General features: G+C 60.6%; 20 protein-coding genes and 1 tRNA gene. 2 read left to right on the forward strand and 19 right to left on the reverse strand.

Annotation, left to right across the window (positions count from 1 at the left end; translation table 11 throughout):
- Positions 1-7: 7 nt before the first annotated feature.
- The 15 genes from AC02Y0_RS10715 to AC02Y0_RS10785 form a co-directional block, all read right to left on the reverse strand.
- The gene (locus AC02Y0_RS10715; RefSeq protein WP_476383810.1) at positions 8-475 is read right to left on the reverse strand and encodes a phage tail tube protein; all 468 of its coding nucleotides are present in this window, start codon (positions 473-475) and stop codon (positions 8-10) included.
- A gap of 62 nt (positions 476-537) precedes the next feature.
- Complete coding sequence (locus tag AC02Y0_RS10720) at positions 538-1701, reverse strand: phage major capsid protein (protein WP_476383811.1); 1164 nt, start codon at positions 1699-1701, stop codon at positions 538-540.
- A 2-nt stretch (positions 1702-1703) separates the two neighbouring features.
- The gene (locus AC02Y0_RS10725; RefSeq protein WP_476383812.1) at positions 1704-2279 is read right to left on the reverse strand and encodes an HK97 family phage prohead protease; all 576 of its coding nucleotides are present in this window, start codon (positions 2277-2279) and stop codon (positions 1704-1706) included.
- Positions 2272-2610, reverse strand: coding sequence for a gene transfer agent family protein (locus AC02Y0_RS10730; protein WP_476383813.1), 339 nt, complete (start codon positions 2608-2610; stop codon positions 2272-2274). The genes AC02Y0_RS10725 and AC02Y0_RS10730 overlap by 8 nt, the downstream gene beginning before the upstream one ends.
- Positions 2603-3853, reverse strand: coding sequence for a phage portal protein (locus AC02Y0_RS10735; protein ID WP_476383814.1), 1251 nt, complete (start codon positions 3851-3853; stop codon positions 2603-2605). The genes AC02Y0_RS10730 and AC02Y0_RS10735 overlap by 8 nt, the downstream gene beginning before the upstream one ends.
- A 154-nt stretch (positions 3854-4007) precedes the next feature.
- Positions 4008-4676, reverse strand: coding sequence for a hypothetical protein (locus AC02Y0_RS10740; RefSeq protein ID WP_476383815.1), 669 nt, complete (start codon positions 4674-4676; stop codon positions 4008-4010).
- Positions 4677-4788: 112 nt separating this feature from the next.
- The gene (locus tag AC02Y0_RS10745) at positions 4789-5514 is read right to left on the reverse strand and encodes a hypothetical protein (RefSeq protein WP_476383816.1); all 726 of its coding nucleotides are present in this window, start codon (positions 5512-5514) and stop codon (positions 4789-4791) included.
- Between the two features lie 326 nt (positions 5515-5840).
- Positions 5841-5914: transfer RNA gene (locus tag AC02Y0_RS10750), tRNA-Pro, on the reverse strand.
- Positions 5915-6080: 166 nt separating this feature from the next.
- Positions 6081-6503, reverse strand: coding sequence for a hypothetical protein (locus AC02Y0_RS10755; protein WP_476383817.1), 423 nt, complete (start codon positions 6501-6503; stop codon positions 6081-6083).
- A gap of 93 nt (positions 6504-6596) precedes the next feature.
- Positions 6597-7130 carry a MerR family transcriptional regulator gene (locus AC02Y0_RS10760; protein ID WP_476384009.1) on the reverse strand — a complete coding sequence of 178 codons (534 nt, stop codon included), beginning with the start codon at positions 7128-7130 and terminating at the stop codon, positions 6597-6599.
- 127 nt (positions 7131-7257) lie between these two features.
- Positions 7258-7596 (reverse strand): integration host factor subunit alpha, encoded by a 339-nt coding sequence (locus tag AC02Y0_RS10765; RefSeq protein ID WP_006727522.1) that lies wholly within the window; start codon positions 7594-7596, stop codon positions 7258-7260.
- Between the two features lie 108 nt (positions 7597-7704).
- Complete coding sequence (locus tag AC02Y0_RS10770; protein WP_476383818.1) at positions 7705-8676, reverse strand: beta-ketoacyl-ACP synthase III; 972 nt, start codon at positions 8674-8676, stop codon at positions 7705-7707.
- Between the two features lie 16 nt (positions 8677-8692).
- Positions 8693-9739 (reverse strand): phosphate acyltransferase PlsX, encoded by a 1047-nt coding sequence (plsX, locus tag AC02Y0_RS10775; protein ID WP_102021334.1) that lies wholly within the window; start codon positions 9737-9739, stop codon positions 8693-8695.
- A gap of 101 nt (positions 9740-9840) precedes the next feature.
- Entirely contained in the window at positions 9841-10401 is a 561-nt protein-coding gene (locus AC02Y0_RS10780; RefSeq protein ID WP_476383819.1) for a YceD family protein, read from the reverse strand.
- Between the two features lie 64 nt (positions 10402-10465).
- A complete protein-coding gene (locus AC02Y0_RS10785; protein WP_476383820.1) occupies positions 10466-11005 on the reverse strand; it encodes a ubiquinol-cytochrome C chaperone family protein in 540 nt (179 codons plus the stop codon).
- Positions 11006-11245: 240 nt separating this feature from the next.
- Between AC02Y0_RS10785 and AC02Y0_RS10790 the strand changes: the two genes are divergently transcribed.
- Positions 11246-11749: an outer membrane protein assembly factor BamE gene (locus AC02Y0_RS10790; RefSeq protein ID WP_476383821.1), complete on the forward strand. Its 504-nt coding sequence runs from the start codon at positions 11246-11248 to the stop codon at positions 11747-11749.
- Positions 11750-11846: 97 nt separating this feature from the next.
- On the opposite strand, the gene AC02Y0_RS10795 is transcribed toward AC02Y0_RS10790, so the two are convergent.
- The 4 genes from AC02Y0_RS10795 to ribH all read right to left on the reverse strand — a co-directional run bounded on the left by AC02Y0_RS10795 (position 11847) and on the right by ribH (position 16318).
- Entirely contained in the window at positions 11847-13985 is a 2139-nt protein-coding gene (locus AC02Y0_RS10795; RefSeq protein ID WP_476383822.1) for a sodium-translocating pyrophosphatase, read from the reverse strand.
- 154 nt (positions 13986-14139) lie between these two features.
- The gene (locus tag AC02Y0_RS10800; RefSeq protein WP_476383823.1) at positions 14140-15366 is read right to left on the reverse strand and encodes an MFS transporter; all 1227 of its coding nucleotides are present in this window, start codon (positions 15364-15366) and stop codon (positions 14140-14142) included.
- 10 nt (positions 15367-15376) lie between these two features.
- Positions 15377-15856, reverse strand: coding sequence for a transcription antitermination factor NusB (gene nusB / locus AC02Y0_RS10805; RefSeq protein ID WP_205911289.1), 480 nt, complete (start codon positions 15854-15856; stop codon positions 15377-15379).
- 3 nt (positions 15857-15859) lie between these two features.
- Positions 15860-16318, reverse strand: a complete 459-nt coding sequence (gene ribH / locus AC02Y0_RS10810; protein ID WP_102021340.1) for a 6,7-dimethyl-8-ribityllumazine synthase — start codon at positions 16316-16318, stop codon at positions 15860-15862.
- A 329-nt stretch (positions 16319-16647) separates the two neighbouring features.
- On the opposite strand from ribH, the gene AC02Y0_RS10815 reads away from it, so the two are divergent.
- Positions 16648-17010: a hypothetical protein gene (locus AC02Y0_RS10815; protein WP_476383824.1), complete on the forward strand. Its 363-nt coding sequence runs from the start codon at positions 16648-16650 to the stop codon at positions 17008-17010.
- Positions 17011-17231 lie beyond the last annotated feature (221 nt).

Raw genomic sequence — 17231 nt, forward strand, 5'->3', positions numbered from 1 at the left:
GATCGCCTCAAGCGGCTGCTTCGATTTCGAGGATTTCTCCGTCGATGCCGATGGTGAAGGTGGTCTTGGTGATGTCGTTCACCGTGCCAAGGCTGTTGCGGGCGCTGAGAACGACGGCACTGAAATAGAACGTGGACGGCGTGCCGGTCGGGGTCGGCTTGTCGGCCAGAACCACCTTGAAGTTATAAGGCAGCTCATCCTTGACCGCTTCGCGGGCCTTCTGCTGGCCGGGGTCGGCAGGATCACGGGCGCAGATCAGCTCCATCGAGCCGCTGTCCGTCACGCCTGCACGACGGCGAACGAAAGCGTCACCGACGCCGGAAAAGGTGATTTCTTCGCGGCTCGCGCCGAACTCGCCAAGGTCTTCCGTCTCCTTGATCTCGGTCCAGCTTTCAGCCTCGTATTCGGTTTCCGAAGTCGCACGGTCATTGGTGCCGATGTAGACTTTCGACTTTGCAGTGGAATGGATTGTCATGGCGCTTGCCCTTCAACAGTTAGAACGAGGGAGACGGACGGCGAACCGCCCGTCGTGTTTCGTCACTTCGTGATCTTGAGGATCTTGAAGGCTTCGGTTTTGGTGACGGCACCACCGACACGGCGACGGGCGTGGAACCGCACAAGGCCCTTCGTCTGCACGCTGTAGGGATCGCGAAGAACCACGAGGCTCTTGCGGTCGAAGATGCGGAAACCGGACTGGAAATCACCGAAGACCAGCGGAAACGTGCCTTCGCCTGCGTCCTCCGGGAGGTCATCCATATCCGGCATCTCGATCACCGGACGGCCAAGGATGGTCGGCGGGTTGCCAGCGGTCAGGGCGTCCTGCCACAGGTAATCGCCACTGGCGTTCTTGAGCTTGCGGATAGCGCCGATGGTGCGGCGGTTCATAGCCCACGTGGCGCGACGGGCGTAGGCGGTCGGGAGGGCATGGTAGGTATCGATCAGGTCATCTGCCTTGAGATCGGTCCCGGCAATGTTCTCCAGCGTCTCGATGCCAGCCGTTTCCAGCAAACCCTTCGGCTTGCCTGTTCCGTCGCCGGTAACGAAAGCAGCACCCTCAGCGCGACCGAACTCTTCCGCGAAGTCGTAGGCCAGTTCGTTTTCGAGGTCGAAGGCGCTGTCTTCCAACAGCATGTTGGAAACATCCACATAGGTGCGCAGCTCGAAGACGTTGATCTTCTGCTGGCCATAGGTCGGCTCGCTCTGCGTAGTATCAGCCGTTTCGCCGGTCCACGTTGCCGACATGGTGCCGGTGCGCTTCGGCAGGATGAGTTCCCCGGCAGAGACGGGCGTAACCCGTGCCACTTCGCGCAGCGGCGAGAACTCGACAAGATTGCGGTCCAGCTCAGCGATGAACTGTTCGGGTGCCAGGTATCCGCCTGCGGTGTCGGTGGAGACGGACAGCGCGCGGACTTCTTCCGGCTCCATGCGCTCGACGCCGTAGCGAGCGAAGGAGTTAAAAGCACGCTGTTCGATGGCCGGTTCGTTGCGCTGTTCCTGCTGAGTGCCGGGACGGTTCAGGCGCGTTTCCATGGCCGCGATCCGCTCTTGCAGGCCACGGACTTCCGTCTGGTGCGAGGTGTGGCGCTGTTCGGCAGCGGCACGGAGTTCTTCCACGGCAGCCGTTGCGACGGCAAGCGGGTCATCTTCGCGGGTCTCAATCGGCACCGCCGAACGGACTTCGATATTCATATGCTTCGTCATCTTCAATCCTTTCGAAGCGTTGCGATTGTGGCCTGTACGGCCCGGGTGAAAGCCGAAACATCGGCCATGGACCGCACCTGTTTGATGCGGGCGTTGCCTGCGGATGGCAGGGCGACGAGGGAGATTTCGACCAGATCGATGTCGGTGAGGATGCGGAGGCCGTTGGCGGCTCGCTCTGCCCCACGAGCGCGAAAACCGATGCTGAGACCGTTCAAGGCACCCGCCTTGAGGAGCGCGTGGGCTTCCTTGCCCTTGGCTGTTTCCGTGACCAGTTTTCCGGTGACTGCAAGGCCGGTGGCATCTTCGCGAATATCGGTCCAGACGCCGATCACCTCATCCGTGCGGTGGCTCCATAGCATGGGCGGGCGAAGGTTGCGGGTCTGATGCTCAGCTAGGGTGCGGGAGAACGCGCCCCGCTTGACCACCTCATTGAAGCTGTTCCGCTCATCGAAGATCGCCGCATGACCGGTGAAGCTTCCCGCGTCATCGGCAGAGAACCGGATATCGAAATCCAGCGCCTCGCGTGTCTGAGCTTCGCGCACTGCGAAAAGTGAAATTGATTGCACAAGCTCACGCATTCGATTTCTTCCGGGACTTGGGTGTTGGCTGGGGTTTGCCGAACATCAGCGCCTCGATGATCGGGAGGGCCGCGCCGTAAAGCTCTGTCACCGCCATGCGAGCGGCGTAGGTGCTGATCAGTGCGGCTGCGTCTTCGGGGTCCGTGCCGCCGCCGATGAGGCCAAGGCGGATGACTTCGGTTAGTTCGCGATAGGAGAAATCGCCCGCGAAGAAGCGGCGGGACAGACCGCCAATGCCTGAACCGGTCTTGCGCTCAAGCTCGATGATTAGATCAGGGGTGAGCAGAAATGCCCGCTCAGCGTCACCGAAGAAACCGCGATGTTCATTCATCGGAATTGCCCTCCTCAGGCTTGGAGGAAGGCGACGAGGTGTAGGGATTGGAAAGGCTGTTGCCATCCGGCAGCGGGGGCAGGTTGAGACCCGCCCTCACTTCGTTGGCGGTCATGGCACCCATGCTGCGATACTGGCCATAGGCCGTGGCACGGGTGGCGAAGTCGGCACGAAGGAGCGCATCTGTCAGGTGCTCAACGAACAGCGTGTCGCGATCTTCCGGGGCGATAAGCTTTAGGGTGACTTCGGCTTCCCAGCGGGAGAGCCAAGGAGCCAGCGAGTAGGTCAGGAACTGCTGGCCACCCGTCTCCGCATTGGCCCACGTCTGACGGCTGTAATCCATCAGCAGGACGGGAGGAACGCGAAGCACGCGGGCAACTTCCGTGATGGACAGTGCCCATATTTCCATGAACTGCGCATCGACGCTGGAGAACTGGAGGCCTTGCCACTTGGCTCCCTCCTCCAGAACTGCCGTGCCACCGGATTTGCTGCCGCTGTTTGCAGCCTGCCAGGACAGTTTCACGCGCTTGGCGACTTCGGCCCCCAGCTTGCCGGGAAAGGACAGGATGCCAGACGGACGGCCTCCGTTCGCGAACAGTCGGCAGGCATGCTGCTGGAGGGTGATCAACAGGCCGATGGCATCCCGGGCCTGCATGATCGGGCTCTTGCCGCTGACAGCGTCGGTGCAGAGCGGAGACGGTGCACGAAGGTGGATGATGTCACGAAAATCGAGGAACCGCTGTCCAGCGCCTGCGCTGACCCGATAGCGCGGCTCACCTGTCACGGTGTCGGTCTCGATGGAAACGGCAGTCGGTGCGAGGCGATGCAGCTCACGGGGCTGCCGGTCACCATCACGAACGATCTCCGCAAAACCGTTGCCGTGACAGAGGGCATCAGCCGTCAGCAGCTCACGAAGCTGCTGACCACGGGTCCACGGATTGGCATCCCCATTCAGCAGCCGATAGCCGACGTGGTCCGTATCCCGCTCACGGCTTCCGTCGCTGGTGCGAACGAAGGCATGCAAGGGGAGGATCGAAACCGCCTCAGAGATCGCTTTGACGCCTGCGGCGACTGCGGGCACTTGCAAGGCCGTGGAGGGGGTAACCGCCACGCCTGCGGCAGACGAGGTCACGCCGAAAATTTCCAACAGGAAGTCATCGGGGGAAGCAAGGCTTTCCCGTTGTTCATTGGCTTCTACAGCCGTCGTCTCTGTCTTCTGGGGTTTGCGCCCTAGTCCGAACATCTATCAGGTCACCGAAGCAAGTTGCTGTTGGTGCCTGCCGATGGTCTACGGCTCTGACTGCGCGAAGCGCGTCCCGCTGGGTGCGGTTATCTAGGCAAATTTAAAGTAGTCGATTTGGTGGAATCGGTCAATCGACGCCCGTTCTTCTCCACTCCTACGGGAAGGCGGCAGATATACCGAGATCGACGACCATGAAGAATACTTCAAGGCTCGGCATTAAAAACAAGACCGCCCCCCACATCATGAAAATATTGCTGGCCAAACTCGCAAACCAACGCGTTCTGTTGGTCGCCTCATAGTAAGCAGCTAGTCCCGGATATATCGTGCCCGGGGGCTTTCTCCCGTCAAATAGCTCGTAGACCGAGCGAAATCCTGCTGTAAAACGAGCGGCGTTGAATACGGCCTGAGCCGGGAACTCACCGAAGTAATATTCATCTGGTTCTTTTGGCTGATCTATCAACAATTTCGTCAGGCATGCGTTCATGAAGTCCATTTGCTTGTAGTCGGACGTTTCCATCACGTGTCGAATATATTCGTTCCGCGTCTTATACTGACGAATTATTGATGGGCAAAAAACGTAGAAAATTAGCAGCCCAACTAAAACGAAGATCCCGCCCACATAGAGAAGGCAGATGCGCTGAAATGGGGTGAACAAGACATCGGGACCCAGCAGGCTGTATTTCATCAGCAGGTTCTGGAACTGGTCGCCGTAGAGAATGGCGTATCCCAAGATCGGGACGAGGCTGATCACCTGCGGGAGTTTCGTCTGTGTGATCGCTGCATTCGTGGACCACCTGACAGAGTGATAATGCGTGTCCTTCATGAAGTGCTTCCCCGTCTTAAGCGCGTGGGATGAGGCTCGCCCGAATTCCCCACCCCTTTTCTATTATGAGCGATACTATCTTCACCCGTGAGATGAATAATAGAGAAGGGTTTTAATGGGTTGAACTGGGGGTAAAGATACATTCGCTCAAAATGCGCAATTCCGGGGTGATCTCGTGCGCCCTTGCCTGTTGCTCCATTACGTATAGCTCGACTGCTGGCTGGGGATATCTCCTAAGCACGCTCATTGATGCGAACTCAAAGAATAGCTCCCGGTCGCTGTACGTCTTCCATACCTCAATCTTCTGCCCTGCCATGTAAGCGGGCCAGTCGCTGAGGACGAGTTTGAAGATTGCAAGCTGATGCCCTTCGGGCCAGACTTCCATCAGACCGTTGATCAACCCGTACTCGGGATGCGTGGTGAGGTCTGGCATTTTCTCCAACAGCGCGTCGATCTTCTCGATCCGAACGGCCACGGCGGGATCGTCGCAGCCATTCATCAAAGTCTCACGCTCATAGACCAATGCAGCACGACACTTGCGGCGATAGTCCCGCAACGCCTTTGACATCGAATTAGCAAGATGCTTCGGGGTAATCTGCCCCGGCTCACCTACGCGGAGCAGGGTGAAATTCGTTCCACCGATTCGGGCACGCTCCCGCACGAACGGAGGCCGACTAATCATGCGGCGCAATGTTGCGGGAGATACGCACAATCTTCCACATATCTCCAGCTGTGGGATTGCAGCCCACTGAAAGCCGCCGCGCTCAACAGGAGCCGTAGCAACTACTTCACAGACGATGTCGCGCAGAGCTGAAACGAACTTATCAATTTTGCTCATGGAAGCGTCTCCAATGATGAATTTCTGTTGCATCATCCAAGAGCCGTGATAACTTCTGAGCGTGAATGTTCCTCAGAGCTTTAGAGCGGCTCGATGGCATGAGAAGCCCCGGGGGTTGCTGCCCGGGGCTTTTTCTATTCAGCGGCCAAGGATCATCGATATGCGCGCATGCGAACAAGCACGGAACAGCATCGACTGAGTCGTGGGGAAACTCGGGGGATTTTGAGGGATATTCGGGGGATTTGTGTCCCTTTCGTTCCCCTGTAGGCTTTGAGGCTCTACAGGGGAAGAAAGGAATAGTCCTTTATTTTCAAGGACTTTAAGACTCGGAATGGCGGGATTCGAACCCACGACCCCTTGACCCCCAGTCAAGTGCGCTACCGGGCTGCGCTACATTCCGTCACCGGCAAATCGACTGAGCCTGTTGTTCCGAAATCCCCCAAGACCAATTGATCTCAAGAAAATGTCGGTCATGACAGACCCGTCCGACAGCAAGTTCCCTTTAGCCAGTGAACTATTCCCGCGCAAGGGGAAACTCCCGGCGACGGGAAAAAATGCGCGGATTATCAGTCGAGCCTTAGCATCAGGGCGCGGACTTCTTCGAAGCGTCGACGCTGTTCGGGCTCTTCGCTGTTGGCAGCGTAGCAGGTCGAATCCATGCAGAAGCTGGTGACCTGAAGAGGATCGGCTCCGCGCTCGAACTGGCATTCGATCTCGTCCGAAATATCATCCGGCTCGGAATCCATACGCGTCGAATAGGTCAGGCGGGCGCCTGGCGGATCAAGTTCCGGGAAGGCCTGCACCACGCCAATCTTGAGATCCTTGACCATCAGCACGCTCTTGGCGACGAAGGCGCAGGCATCCTCGACGGTTGCGGGCCTTGTCTCGGTCGAACCGGTGGCCGTGGCCGCCCCTTGCGTCTGCTGGGCATGGGCCGGGATCACGGCGAGAAGAGAGAGGACGGGGATCGTTATCAGGAGACGCTTCATGGAACCTCGCAGGGGTTGCGTTTGGTGCCAGAACGCCCCGGAGCGCTTCGATGTTCCACTGGGGAACGCCGGGCGGGCTTTACGCCCGCGCCGTCAGCGCACTTGGTCGAGCAGGCGCTTGCATTCCAGGAGATCGAAGAGCGCTTCCTGCAGCAATGCGCGATCTTCCTTGCCGACCGAACCCTTGCCGACCGAGATCTCCGGAGCGTCGTCGTTGGCGCTGCCGCCGAAGCCGAAGAATCGACCGCTGGCACGGACCTTGGGGCGGCCGACGACCTGATCCTCGTCGAGATTGACCTTGGGCTCATCCGCTTTGGACGCGTTGGCGGCCACCAGGGCCTCCATGGTCGCGACATCGCCTGTGGCGACCGCCATGACGAACTTGTTGCCATTGGTCTTCAGAAGCTTCTGCACGCCCTTGATCGTGTAGCCCTGATCATAGAGCAGGTGGCGAATGCCCTTCAGCAGTTCCACATCATCAGGGCGGTAATAGCGCCGACCACCGCCGCGCTTCAGCGGCTTGATCTGCGGGAAGCGGGTTTCCCAGAAGCGCAGCACGTGCTGGGGCAGATCGAGATCATCTGCCACCTCGCTGATGGTACGGAAAGCATCCGGGCTCTTGTCCAACTGCATCACGGCGCGCTCCTCGATCATCACGCGGGCGCGCGACTCGGGTCATATTTCAACGGTTTGAGGATGGCTTTTCAAGCGCTGGGTGGCCGGCGAGCGAATGCTCCACCGGTTTTGGCCGATATCAGGCCGCTGGGTTCGCGGGCTTCTGCTTGGCCTTGCGGGCGATGTGGGCCCGCAGGATGCGCTGCTTGAGGACGTTCGACGCCTTGAAGGTCATGACACGACGCGGCGAGATCGGCACTTCCTCGCCCGTCTTCGGGTTGCGGCCGATGCGTTCGTTCTTGCTGCGGACCTGGAAGGTCGCGAAAGACGAAAGCTTGACGGATTCGCCACGCACGATGGCGTTGCAGATCTCGTCAATCACGGTCTCGACCAGCTCGGCAGATTCCGTTCTGGAAAGACCGACCTTGCGAAAGACTGATTCTGCCAGATCCGCACGCGTCACTGTCTTCCCGGCCATTGTTCTCGCCCGCCTAAATCAATGATCTTGTTGAATTGGGCAGAGACTATTGCCCTTGGCCGCGACGGTCAAGTCCTTGTCGGTGCGCAATTTTTAGGGTTTCAAATGCTACCAGCGAACGAGCACGGCGCCCCAGGTGAAGCCACCACCCATCGCTTCCAGCATCACGAGGTCACCCTGCTTGATGCGGCCGTCGCCGGCTGCGGTGGCGAGCGCCAGCGGAATCGAGGCCGCCGAGGTATTGCCGTGCTGGTCGACGGTGATCACGACCTTGGCGTCGGGAATGCCGAGCTTCTTCGCGGATCCATCGATGATGCGCTTGTTGGCCTGGTGCGGCACCAGCCAGTCGATATCGCCAGCCGTCGTGCCGGTTGCCGTGAAGGCAGCCTCGATGACGTCGGTGATCATGCCAACGGCATGCTTGAAGACCTCGCGGCCCTCCATGCGCAGATGGCCGACGGTTCCGGTCGTCGACGGACCACCGTCGACATAGAGCTTTTCGCGGTGGGCGCCGTCGGAGCGAAGGTTTGAGGTCAGCACGCCACGGTCTGCGACGGTCCCCTCGCCTTCCGCCGCCTCGAGGATGAGCGCGCCTGCGCCATCACCGAAGAGCACGCAGGTCGTGCGGTCGGTCCAGTCGAGGATGCGGGAAAAGGTTTCCGCGCCGATGACGAGCACGCGCTTGGCCATGCCGCCACGGATGTAGAGATCGGCGGTCGCCATCGCATAGACGAAGCCGGAACAGACAGCCTGCACGTCGAAGCCGAAGCCATGATGCATGCCGAGACGGTTCTGGATGTTCACGGCGGTCGCCGGGAAGGTGTTGTCAGGCGTAGAGGTCGCGCAGATGATGAGGTCGATGTCGGCTGCGGTCAGGCCAGCGCGGTCGAGCGCTTCCTGGGCCGCGGCAGCGCCGAGCGACGCGGTCGTCTCGCCTTCGCCGGCAATGTAACGCTGCTTGATGCCGGTACGCTGGACGATCCATTCGTCCGAGGTCTCGACCATGCTTTCGAGATCGCGATTGGTCACAACCCGTTTCGGGAGCGCCGCTCCGAAACCGCGAACTACAGAACGGATCATTGAAGTTTCCTACCTTTCACGCCGCTTCGGGGCCGGCCGGAGACGGGTGCCGCGCGTGATATTTTTTCAAGTCGTTTTCGATCTTCTGGGTGAGACCGTTTCGAGCCATGTCATAGCCCACATCGAGAGCGGCCGCAAAGCCCTCGGCATCCGTGCCGCCATGGCTCTTGATGACGATGCCATTCAGGCCGAGGAACACGCCGCCATTGACCTTGCGCGGGTCCATCTTCTCGCGCAGGCGATCAAAGGCGCCCTTGGCAAGGATATAGCCAAGCTTCGCCATCCAGGTGCGCGACATGGCCGCGCGCAGGTATTCCGCGATCTGCTTGGCGGTGCCTTCCGCAGTCTTCAGGGCAATATTGCCGGTGAAGCCTTCGGTGACCACCACATCCACTGTGCCCTTGCCGAGGTCATCGCCCTCGACGAAGCCATAGTAGTCGATCGTGTCGAGACCCGCTTCGCGGATCAGGCGACCGGCTTCCTTCACCTCTTCCTGACCCTTAATCTCTTCGACGCCGACATTGAGCAGGCCGACCATAGGCTTTTCGATTTCAAACAGGGCGCGTGCCATGGCACCACCCATAACGGCGAAATCGAGCAATTGCTGGGCATCGGCACCGATGCCGGCGCCGACGTCGAGCACGATGCTTTCACCTGACAGCGTCGGCCAGATCGCGGCAATCGCCGGGCGCTCAATGGTCGCCATCGTGCGCAGGCAGAACTTGGCCATGGCCATCAGCGCGCCAGTATTGCCGGCAGAGACCGCAACATCCGCCTGTCCCGTCTTCACCGCCTCGATCGAACGCCACATGCTGGACACGTAGCGGCCACGGCGCAGGGCCTGGCTCGGCTTCTCGTCCATGGTGACGGAGATGTCGCAGTGGTGGAAGGTCGACTTTTCCTTGAGCTTCGGAAACTGCGCAAGGATCGGCAGGCAGCGTTCCTGCTGGCCGTAGAGAAGGAAGGTTACATCGGGGTGACGCTCGAGTGCCTTGGCAGCTCCGGGGATGACGACTTCGGGACCGAAGTCTCCACCCATGACGTCGACAGAAATTCTGATCACTTAGACCTGACCCTTCTTCATCGCTGGCCAGCGATATTTTCGGCCAAAATACCGCTTTTCATTCGGCATACAACCCACCCGCAGGTGCAGATGGGGGATGATCAATCCTTTTTCCAGTCCTTCAGGACAGCAAAGGGCGATGGCTTCTTCTCCTCTTCGACCTTGCTTTCGATATGCCCGGAGAAGGCGACGCCTTCCTTCTTCGGGTACGGGTCGATGTCGAGGGCGGCAAATTCAGCGATCAGGGCACCTGCGTCGATCGTGTCGCCGGTGAACTGTTCGGGAAGGTCCGGACCGTCAGGATCGAGCACCATCTCACCTGCGCCGTCGAGCACGATGCGCGCAAGCTTGGAGCCCTCCGGCACGAAGATCTGATCGATCTCCTGGTCGATATGCGAGACGACCGGCTCCAGCGTCACGACGCATGCCTGGACCAATTCACCGGACACACGCCCCGTGATCCGGACGCCGTCCTTTTTCCAGCGCGCGACCTGCAGATCCGCGGAGAGCTTGTTGACGGCTTCCACCCGCCACAGGTCGGCAAGGCCCGCGCGCTCACGCTCGTCGGCCTCCACACGCACCCGCACTGGATTAGCCGAGATATGGCCGACCTTCACGAGATAGCTGAACTCGCGGCTGTCTCTGGTTTCTTTGCTCGTCATGTCGTCTGTTCCTCGTTTTGCCATCGGGCCTGATGCGTCTGCGCCCTGGGGCGACCGACGTCGATCAAGCAGCCGGGACGGCAATGCGGGCCAAGCCCGTCTCGATGTCATTTTCATCCACGGCGCCAAGCGCCTGTTCGGCCGCAAACATCCAGTCGGCCAGCGCCTGCATGGAGGGTGCCGCCTCCCCTTCTTCGGGATGGATGTTGCGCTTCAGCGCGGCTTCGAGCGCTTCCCGGTCGTTGCGATCAAGGGCGCCAGCATAGGATTCCAGCCGGCCATAATACATGCCGGCAAGCTTTTTCATGCGTTTCGGCACACCGGGATCGCCGACGCCCAGCTCGCGAATGGAGTGATCCACATCCTCGAAAAAGGCATCGATAATGTTCTGGGCGATCTCCTGGCCGCTGCGCGGAGACTTCGCGGTGCGGCGGAAATACAGAATCAGCATGATCGTCAGCATCTCGAAGCGGCCGATCACGGTGTCGGGCACATGCATGTCGAGATAGAAGGCGGGCGTGCGTGCAGCCGCCGTCAGCGCGCCATACTGACGCTCGACAATCACCTGATTGTTTCTTTTCTGCCGAAAGAAGCCGAATACCATCCAATATCACCAAAAAGAGCCGACCGAAGTGGTGAGCCCGGACGTGGTCGTGTTGCATGATTGCGAAAGCTGGTTTACCGAAGCAGGCGTGAATTGCAATGCCGTTATCCGGCACGAATGCCGCATCCTGCGGCAGATTGACCGGCAAATCGGCAGCGCAGACATTGCGGCAGCTTTCCCCGGAAAGGCCACAATGCTATGCGCAGAAGCATGCGGCATCGTCAGGTGCCATCGACACTCATGGGAGACGTTTGCGTGGACATTCGGATTTTCAAGTCGGACAGGAAGCTCCTGAGCACGACCGCTCTTGCGGTTGCCGTCATCGTCGGCCTTTCCGCCTGCCAGACCTCCGAGGTCTTCCATAACGGCTATGTCGTCGATCAGGCAGCGCTCGACCTCGTTCCGGTCGGCTCCAGCCGCGAGCAGGTGCTGCTCTCGCTCGGTACGCCGTCGACCACGGCGACCTTCGATGGTGAGGTGTTCTACTACATCTCCCAGAAGCGCACCCGGACTGTCGCCTTCATGAAACAGCGTCTGGTCGACCAGCAGATCCTCGCGATCTACTTCGACAAGGACGGCGTCGTCGCGCAGCGCGCCAATTACACCCTGCAGGACGGCAAGGTGTTCGACACGATTTCCCGCACCACCCCGACCGGTGGTCGCGACCTCACCTTCCTGCAGCAGCTGCTTGCTGGCGGCGGCGGTGCGGCCAACAGCGTCCGCAACATTCTCGGCGGCCAGTAAGGCCGCCTCACCTGGGGGACTTCAGTGTCCACCGAAACGCAGACATGAAAAGACCGCGGAAGTCGCCTTCCGCGGTCTTTCTTTTTTGTTTGCTGCCTCAGCCTGCCAGGACGGCCAGAAGCAGAAGCGCGACGATATTGGTGATCTTGATCGCAGGGTTCACAGCCGGGCCGGCCGTATCCTTGTAGGGGTCGCCAACGGTATCGCCGGTGACGGAGGCCTTGTGGGCGTCAGAGCCCTTCAAATGCTTCACCCCATCCTTGTCGATGAAGCCGTCTTCGAAGCTCTTCTTGGCATTGTCCCAGGCACCACCGCCGGAGGTCATCGAAATGGCGACGAAGAGGCCATTGACGATGACGCCGAGCAGCGAGGCGCCGAGAGCGGCAAAGGCGGACGCCTTGGAGCCGGAGATCAGGAGCACGCCGAAATAGACCACCAGAGGTGCCAGAACCGGCAGCAGCGAAGGGATTATCATTTCCTTGATCGCAGCGCGGGTCAGGATGTCGACCGCCCGGCCATAATCCGGCTTTTCCGTGCCCTGCATGATGCCCGGCTTTTCGCGGAACTGCCGGCGGACTTCCTCGACGATAGAACCCGCCGCACGACCAACGGCCGTCATGGCGATACCGCCGAAGAGATATGGGATCAGGCCGCCGAAGATCAGACCAGCAACAACGTAGGGGTTGGAGAGATCAAACGAGATCGGCCCCATGTCGGCAAAGTAAGGATACTGGGCGCTGTTTGCGGCGAAGTAGGCCAGGTCGTTGGAATAGGCGGCGAAGAGCACGAGTGCACCAAGACCGGCAGAACCGATCGCGTAGCCCTTGGTGACGGCCTTGGTGGTGTTGCCGACGGCGTCGAGCGCGTCGGTCGACTTGCGCACTTCCGGCGGCAGGTGGGACATTTCGGCGATACCGCCCGCATTGTCCGTGACCGGGCCGAAAGCGTCGAGGGCGACGATCATGCCCGCGAGGCCGAGCATGGTGGTGACAGCGATCGCCGTGCCGAAGAGGCCGGCAAGCTGGTAGGTCGAGATGATGCCACCGACGATAACTATCGCCGGAAGGGCGGTCGATTCCAGCGATACGGCGAGACCCTGGATAACGTTGGTGCCGTGGCCCGTGACCGAAGCTTGGGCGATTGAATTGACCGGGCGCTTGTTGGTGCCGGTGTAGTATTCGGTGATCACGACGATGAGCGCGGTCACCACAAGGCCGAGAATGCCGCAGATGAACAGGTTGACGCCGGTGATCTCCATGCCGGCGACCGTGCCGATCGTGCCCCAGCCGATGGTCAGCGACGTGGCGAGTGCCAGGCCAGCCACTGACAGGAGGCCGGTGACGATCAGGCCCTTATAGAGCGCACCCATGATGGAGCCATTGGTGCCCAGCTTGACGAAGAAAGTGCCGATGATCGAGGTGATGATGCAGGCGCCGCAGATCGCGAGCGGATAGATCATCGTGATGTCGAGGACGGCCGAACCCGCAAAGAAGATCGCAGCCAGAACCATGGTGGCGACCACGGAGACGGCATAGGTTTCGAAGAGGTCGGCGGCCATACCGGCGCAATCGCCGACGTTATCTCCGACGTTGTCGGCGATGGTGGCCGGGTTGCGCGGATCGTCTTCCGGAATACCGGCTTCCACCTTGCCGACGAGGTCCCCACCAACGTCAGCGCCCTTGGTGAAGATACCGCCGCCGAGACGGGCGAAGATCGAGATCAGCGAGGCGCCGAAGCCGAGCGCAACCAGCGCATCGATGACTTCTCGCGAGCCGCTTTCGTGCCCCAGGATCGCGGTTAGGATGTAGAAGTAGATGGAGACGCCGAGCAGGGCGAGGCCCGCAACCAGCATGCCGGTGATGGCGCCGGACTTGAAGGCGATGTCGAGACCGGCGGCAAGGCTATGGGACGCGGCTTGCGCCGTGCGCACATTGGCGCGGACCGAGACATGCATGCCGATGAAGCCGGCGGCACCCGAGAGCACGGCGCCGATCAGGAAGCCGATTGCGGCTGTGCCGGACAGAAGAAACCATGTGCCGACAAAAACGACGGCGCCGACGATCGCGATGGTCAGGTATTGCCGAGTGAGGTAAGCCTGAGCACCCTCGCGAATATAGCCTGCAATTTCCTGCATTCGGGCATTGCCCTGGTCCGCCGCCAGGACCGAGCGCGTCGCCCAGACCGCGTAGACCACGGACAGAAGCCCGCATAAAATTACGCCTAGAAGAACCGTCATTCGCAATACCCTCCCGTATTGCCCGCGCCTCACTCATCGCGGGCCGTGACTCGCAGACTCAGGCCCCCTCCTCCGAGACCTCGTCAACGCGTGGCGAGATTGCGTCGCGCTTTTCACGGCGTCAAGTACGCATATTTTGCAGGATGGAGGGAACTCAGGCGGGTTTGCGGGCGGCTGCACGGAGCTGGAGAAGCACCAGGATCAGGCAGAGGATCGTCACCGGCCAGATGACCAGATTCATCACTGACCAGCCAAAAGCCGTGAAGACCTTGCCCGAGGAGAAGGACGAAAGGGCGACCGTCGAAAACAGGATGATGTCGTGGAAACCCTGCACCTTGTCGGCCTCGGCAGGGCGATAGCTTGAAGCCACAATGGCCGTCGCGCCGATGAAGCCGAAGTTCCAGCCGATGCCGAGCAGGACGAGCGCGCCCCAGAAATTCCAGAGCGCGATGCCCCAATGGGCAACCACGGCGCAGGACATCAGGATCAGCAGGCCGGCGGCCACGACCTTTTCGGCGCCGAAGCGGGTAATCAGGACGCCGGTGAAGAAGCTCGGGGCGAACATGGCAATCACATGCCACTGGATGCCGAGCGTTGCGAGTTCGGATGAGAAACCGCAGCCGATGACCATGGCGAGCGGGGCGCCGGTCATCATGAAGGTCATCAGGGCGTAGGAGCTGATGCCGCAGATCATGCCGGTCATGAAGCGCTGGGTCATGACGATTTCGCTGAGCGGTCGCGTCGGTCCGCTCGCTTCCGCCTTCTTCTCGGCGATGGTCGGCAGCTTCAGAAAGAAGAGGACTGCAATCGCGCAGAGCAGCAGCGGCACCATACCGAGGAACGCACCGGCGAAGGTCACGGGAGCCAGCGCATCCTTCAGCCATATCGCGATCTGCGGGCCTGCGATGGCGGAAATGATGCCGGCGGCGAGGATCCAGGAGATCGCCTTGCCCTTGTAGAAACTGGGCGACGCATCGGCGGCGGCGAAGCGGATCTTCTGGGTGAAGCCGCCGGAGACGCCCATCAGCAGCAGCGAGAAGGCAAAGAGCCAGAAGTTGGACTGGATGAGGGAAAAGGCGGCAAGCGCGCTGCCGAGCGCGCCCATCAGCGCACCGACCATGAAGCTCTCGCGGCGGCCGAGAACACGGGAGGCCGCAGCGACCACGATTGCGCCGATGGCCACGCCGACGTTGAAGCCGGTCAAGGGAGCGGTCGCCAGCGACTTGTCAGCGCCGAGCATCTGGAAGCCGGCGAGGCCGCCGACCGCGAAGGCCAGAGGTGGTGCAGAGCCCAGGATCGCCTGGGCCACTGCGAGCAGACCGACGTTGCGCTTGGCTGCCGAAAGTTGTCCGTCCAGCCCTGCTCCCGTCGTCGCGTCCATCTGCCTATTCCTATTTCTGCGCCGGGGCGCGAACCTGCTTTGCAATGCGGTCGAGAACGGCGTTGACCAGCTTCGGCTCGTCGTCTTGGAAGAAGGCCTGAGCGATCTCGACATACTCCGTTACAATAACGGCGATGGGCACATCCTTGCGCTCGATCAATTCGAACGTGCCCGCACGCAGAATAGCGCGGACCGTGCTGTCCATGCGTGACAGCGACCAGTCGTCCTGCAATGCGCCGCGGATCATCGGGTCGATCTTCGCCTGGTCGCGGACGACACCGGCGACGATCGAGCGGAACCAGGAGGCGTCCGCCTTCAGATAGGTTTCACCATCGACTTCCTGGCCGAGGCGATGCGCCTCGTATTCCGCCACCACTTCGAGCACGCCGGAGCCGGCGATGTCCATCTGGTAGAGAGCCTGGACGGCCGCGAGGCGCGCTGCGCCGCGCTGGTTGGCCGGTTTTACTGGATGCTTGCCTTCGTCCGACATCACTCAGCCACCCAGTTTCTTCTTCAGTTCGATCATCGAGAGTGCTGCACGGGCCGCAAAGCCGCCCTTGTCCTTCTCGCTGCGCTTCACGCGCGCCCAGGCCTGCTCATCATTTTCAACGGTCATGATACCGTTGCCGATTGCGAGCGATTCCGAGACGGCAAGATCCATCAGGGCACGCGAGGATTCGTTGGCGACGATGTCGAAGTGATAGGTCTCGCCGCGAATGACCATGCCAAGCGCGATGAAGCCGTCGTAATGCGTGCCTTCGTCGTCCATGGCATCGAGCGCCATGGCGATCGCCGGCGGGATTTCGAGCGCGCCAGGAACGGTGATGAGGTCGAAGGTCGCGCCGACCTCTTCGAGTGCGTGCTTGGCACCGTCCAGAAGGGCGTCAGACATGTCGTCGTAGAAGCGTGCCTCGACGATCAGCAAATGCGGCGAAGCCGTCTTGTTTCCCATGGGTCCGATCCGATCTTGAAATGTGATTGCGGCCGCTGGCCGAACAGAAACGCGGTCAAACCACGCCATATCGAGGAAGGCAAGTGTTTTTGCGTCGGGGCGGGGATGCGCCGGGCGGGCGGCTTGGCCGGGCTTCAAGCCCACCGTCGCCAGCCCCTTGTTCCAAGCTCGCTAATATTGACCGAAATCGGGCGAGTTACGTGACAAATGTTTAATGGAAATCAGACCTTTAAGGCCTGGATCCCGCCACAAATCGATCCCAACTTCAGTCTTGCAAGCGAGCGACGGAATCCCCCGCCATCGCAAACATCCTCGAAAGGATCAGGACCATGAATCGCTTTGCAACCATCTTCAGCGCATCCGCACTGTCCGCCATCGCCTTTGGTGCTGAAAGCTATGCCGCCATGCCAGCCGCCAGCGGCATGCCCGACAGCAAGATCGAAAGCACGATCCAGACGATGTCACCCATGGACTTCAATGTCGTGCGCATCGATTCGCTGAAGACCCATGACCCGGCCAATGAACGCTTTGGCAGCCTCGCCCCCACCTCCCAGGAAGCAAGGCTCGTCCAGGCCTCTGTCATCGCCAATCGTCCGCTCGCCCAGAAACTGCAAGCACAGGCCGTAGAGCTCACCAACATCGTCGGCGCAGAACAGGCCGCGGATGGCGGCGTCACCTTCTACGTTCGCTGATCTCCAAGTCTCCTCCCTGTCCCCCACCTTGCCCCGCGTCATTGGCGCGGGGCTTTTTGTCGGTGCGGAACATTTGAAGGCTGCGCGGTGTTGTAAACGCAGAAGGGCACCTGCAGGAGGCTGCCCCGCAATTCAGACCTGGAGGCACCCCATGGGCCGCGGCATACTTCTCTGGTTGATCGGCGTACCGATCCCCCTGATCATCATCTTCCTGCTGTTCT

The sequence above is a fragment of the Allorhizobium sp. nf9_anc genome (assembly GCF_056323085.1).

Coding starts and splice junctions, on each gene's coding strand:
- AC02Y0_RS10790 (WP_476383821.1), top strand. CDS start 11,246: ATGGGAGACGTTTGCGTGGACATTCGGATTTTCAAGTCGGACAGGAAG.
- AC02Y0_RS10735 (WP_476383814.1), bottom strand. CDS start 3,853: ATGTTCGGACTAGGGCGCAAACCCCAGAAGACAGAGACGACGGCTGTA.
- AC02Y0_RS10785 (WP_476383820.1), bottom strand. CDS start 11,005: ATGGTATTCGGCTTCTTTCGGCAGAAAAGAAACAATCAGGTGATTGTC.
- AC02Y0_RS10740 (WP_476383815.1), bottom strand. CDS start 4,676: ATGAAGGACACGCATTATCACTCTGTCAGGTGGTCCACGAATGCAGCG.
- ribH (WP_102021340.1), bottom strand. CDS start 16,318: ATGGGAAACAAGACGGCTTCGCCGCATTTGCTGATCGTCGAGGCACGC.
- AC02Y0_RS10770 (WP_476383818.1), bottom strand. CDS start 8,676: ATGATCCGTTCTGTAGTTCGCGGTTTCGGAGCGGCGCTCCCGAAACGG.
- AC02Y0_RS10715 (WP_476383810.1), bottom strand. CDS start 475: ATGACAATCCATTCCACTGCAAAGTCGAAAGTCTACATCGGCACCAAT.
- AC02Y0_RS10795 (WP_476383822.1), bottom strand. CDS start 13,985: ATGACGGTTCTTCTAGGCGTAATTTTATGCGGGCTTCTGTCCGTGGTC.
- AC02Y0_RS10755 (WP_476383817.1), bottom strand. CDS start 6,503: ATGAAGCGTCTCCTGATAACGATCCCCGTCCTCTCTCTTCTCGCCGTG.
- AC02Y0_RS10745 (WP_476383816.1), bottom strand. CDS start 5,514: ATGAGCAAAATTGATAAGTTCGTTTCAGCTCTGCGCGACATCGTCTGT.
- AC02Y0_RS10780 (WP_476383819.1), bottom strand. CDS start 10,401: ATGACGAGCAAAGAAACCAGAGACAGCCGCGAGTTCAGCTATCTCGTG.
- nusB (WP_205911289.1), bottom strand. CDS start 15,856: ATGTCGGACGAAGGCAAGCATCCAGTAAAACCGGCCAACCAGCGCGGC.
- AC02Y0_RS10725 (WP_476383812.1), bottom strand. CDS start 2,279: ATGCGTGAGCTTGTGCAATCAATTTCACTTTTCGCAGTGCGCGAAGCT.
- AC02Y0_RS10800 (WP_476383823.1), bottom strand. CDS start 15,366: ATGGACGCGACGACGGGAGCAGGGCTGGACGGACAACTTTCGGCAGCC.
- AC02Y0_RS10730 (WP_476383813.1), bottom strand. CDS start 2,610: ATGAATGAACATCGCGGTTTCTTCGGTGACGCTGAGCGGGCATTTCTG.
- AC02Y0_RS10720 (WP_476383811.1), bottom strand. CDS start 1,701: ATGACGAAGCATATGAATATCGAAGTCCGTTCGGCGGTGCCGATTGAG.
- AC02Y0_RS10815 (WP_476383824.1), top strand. CDS start 16,648: ATGAATCGCTTTGCAACCATCTTCAGCGCATCCGCACTGTCCGCCATC.
- AC02Y0_RS10765 (WP_006727522.1), bottom strand. CDS start 7,596: ATGGCCGGGAAGACAGTGACGCGTGCGGATCTGGCAGAATCAGTCTTT.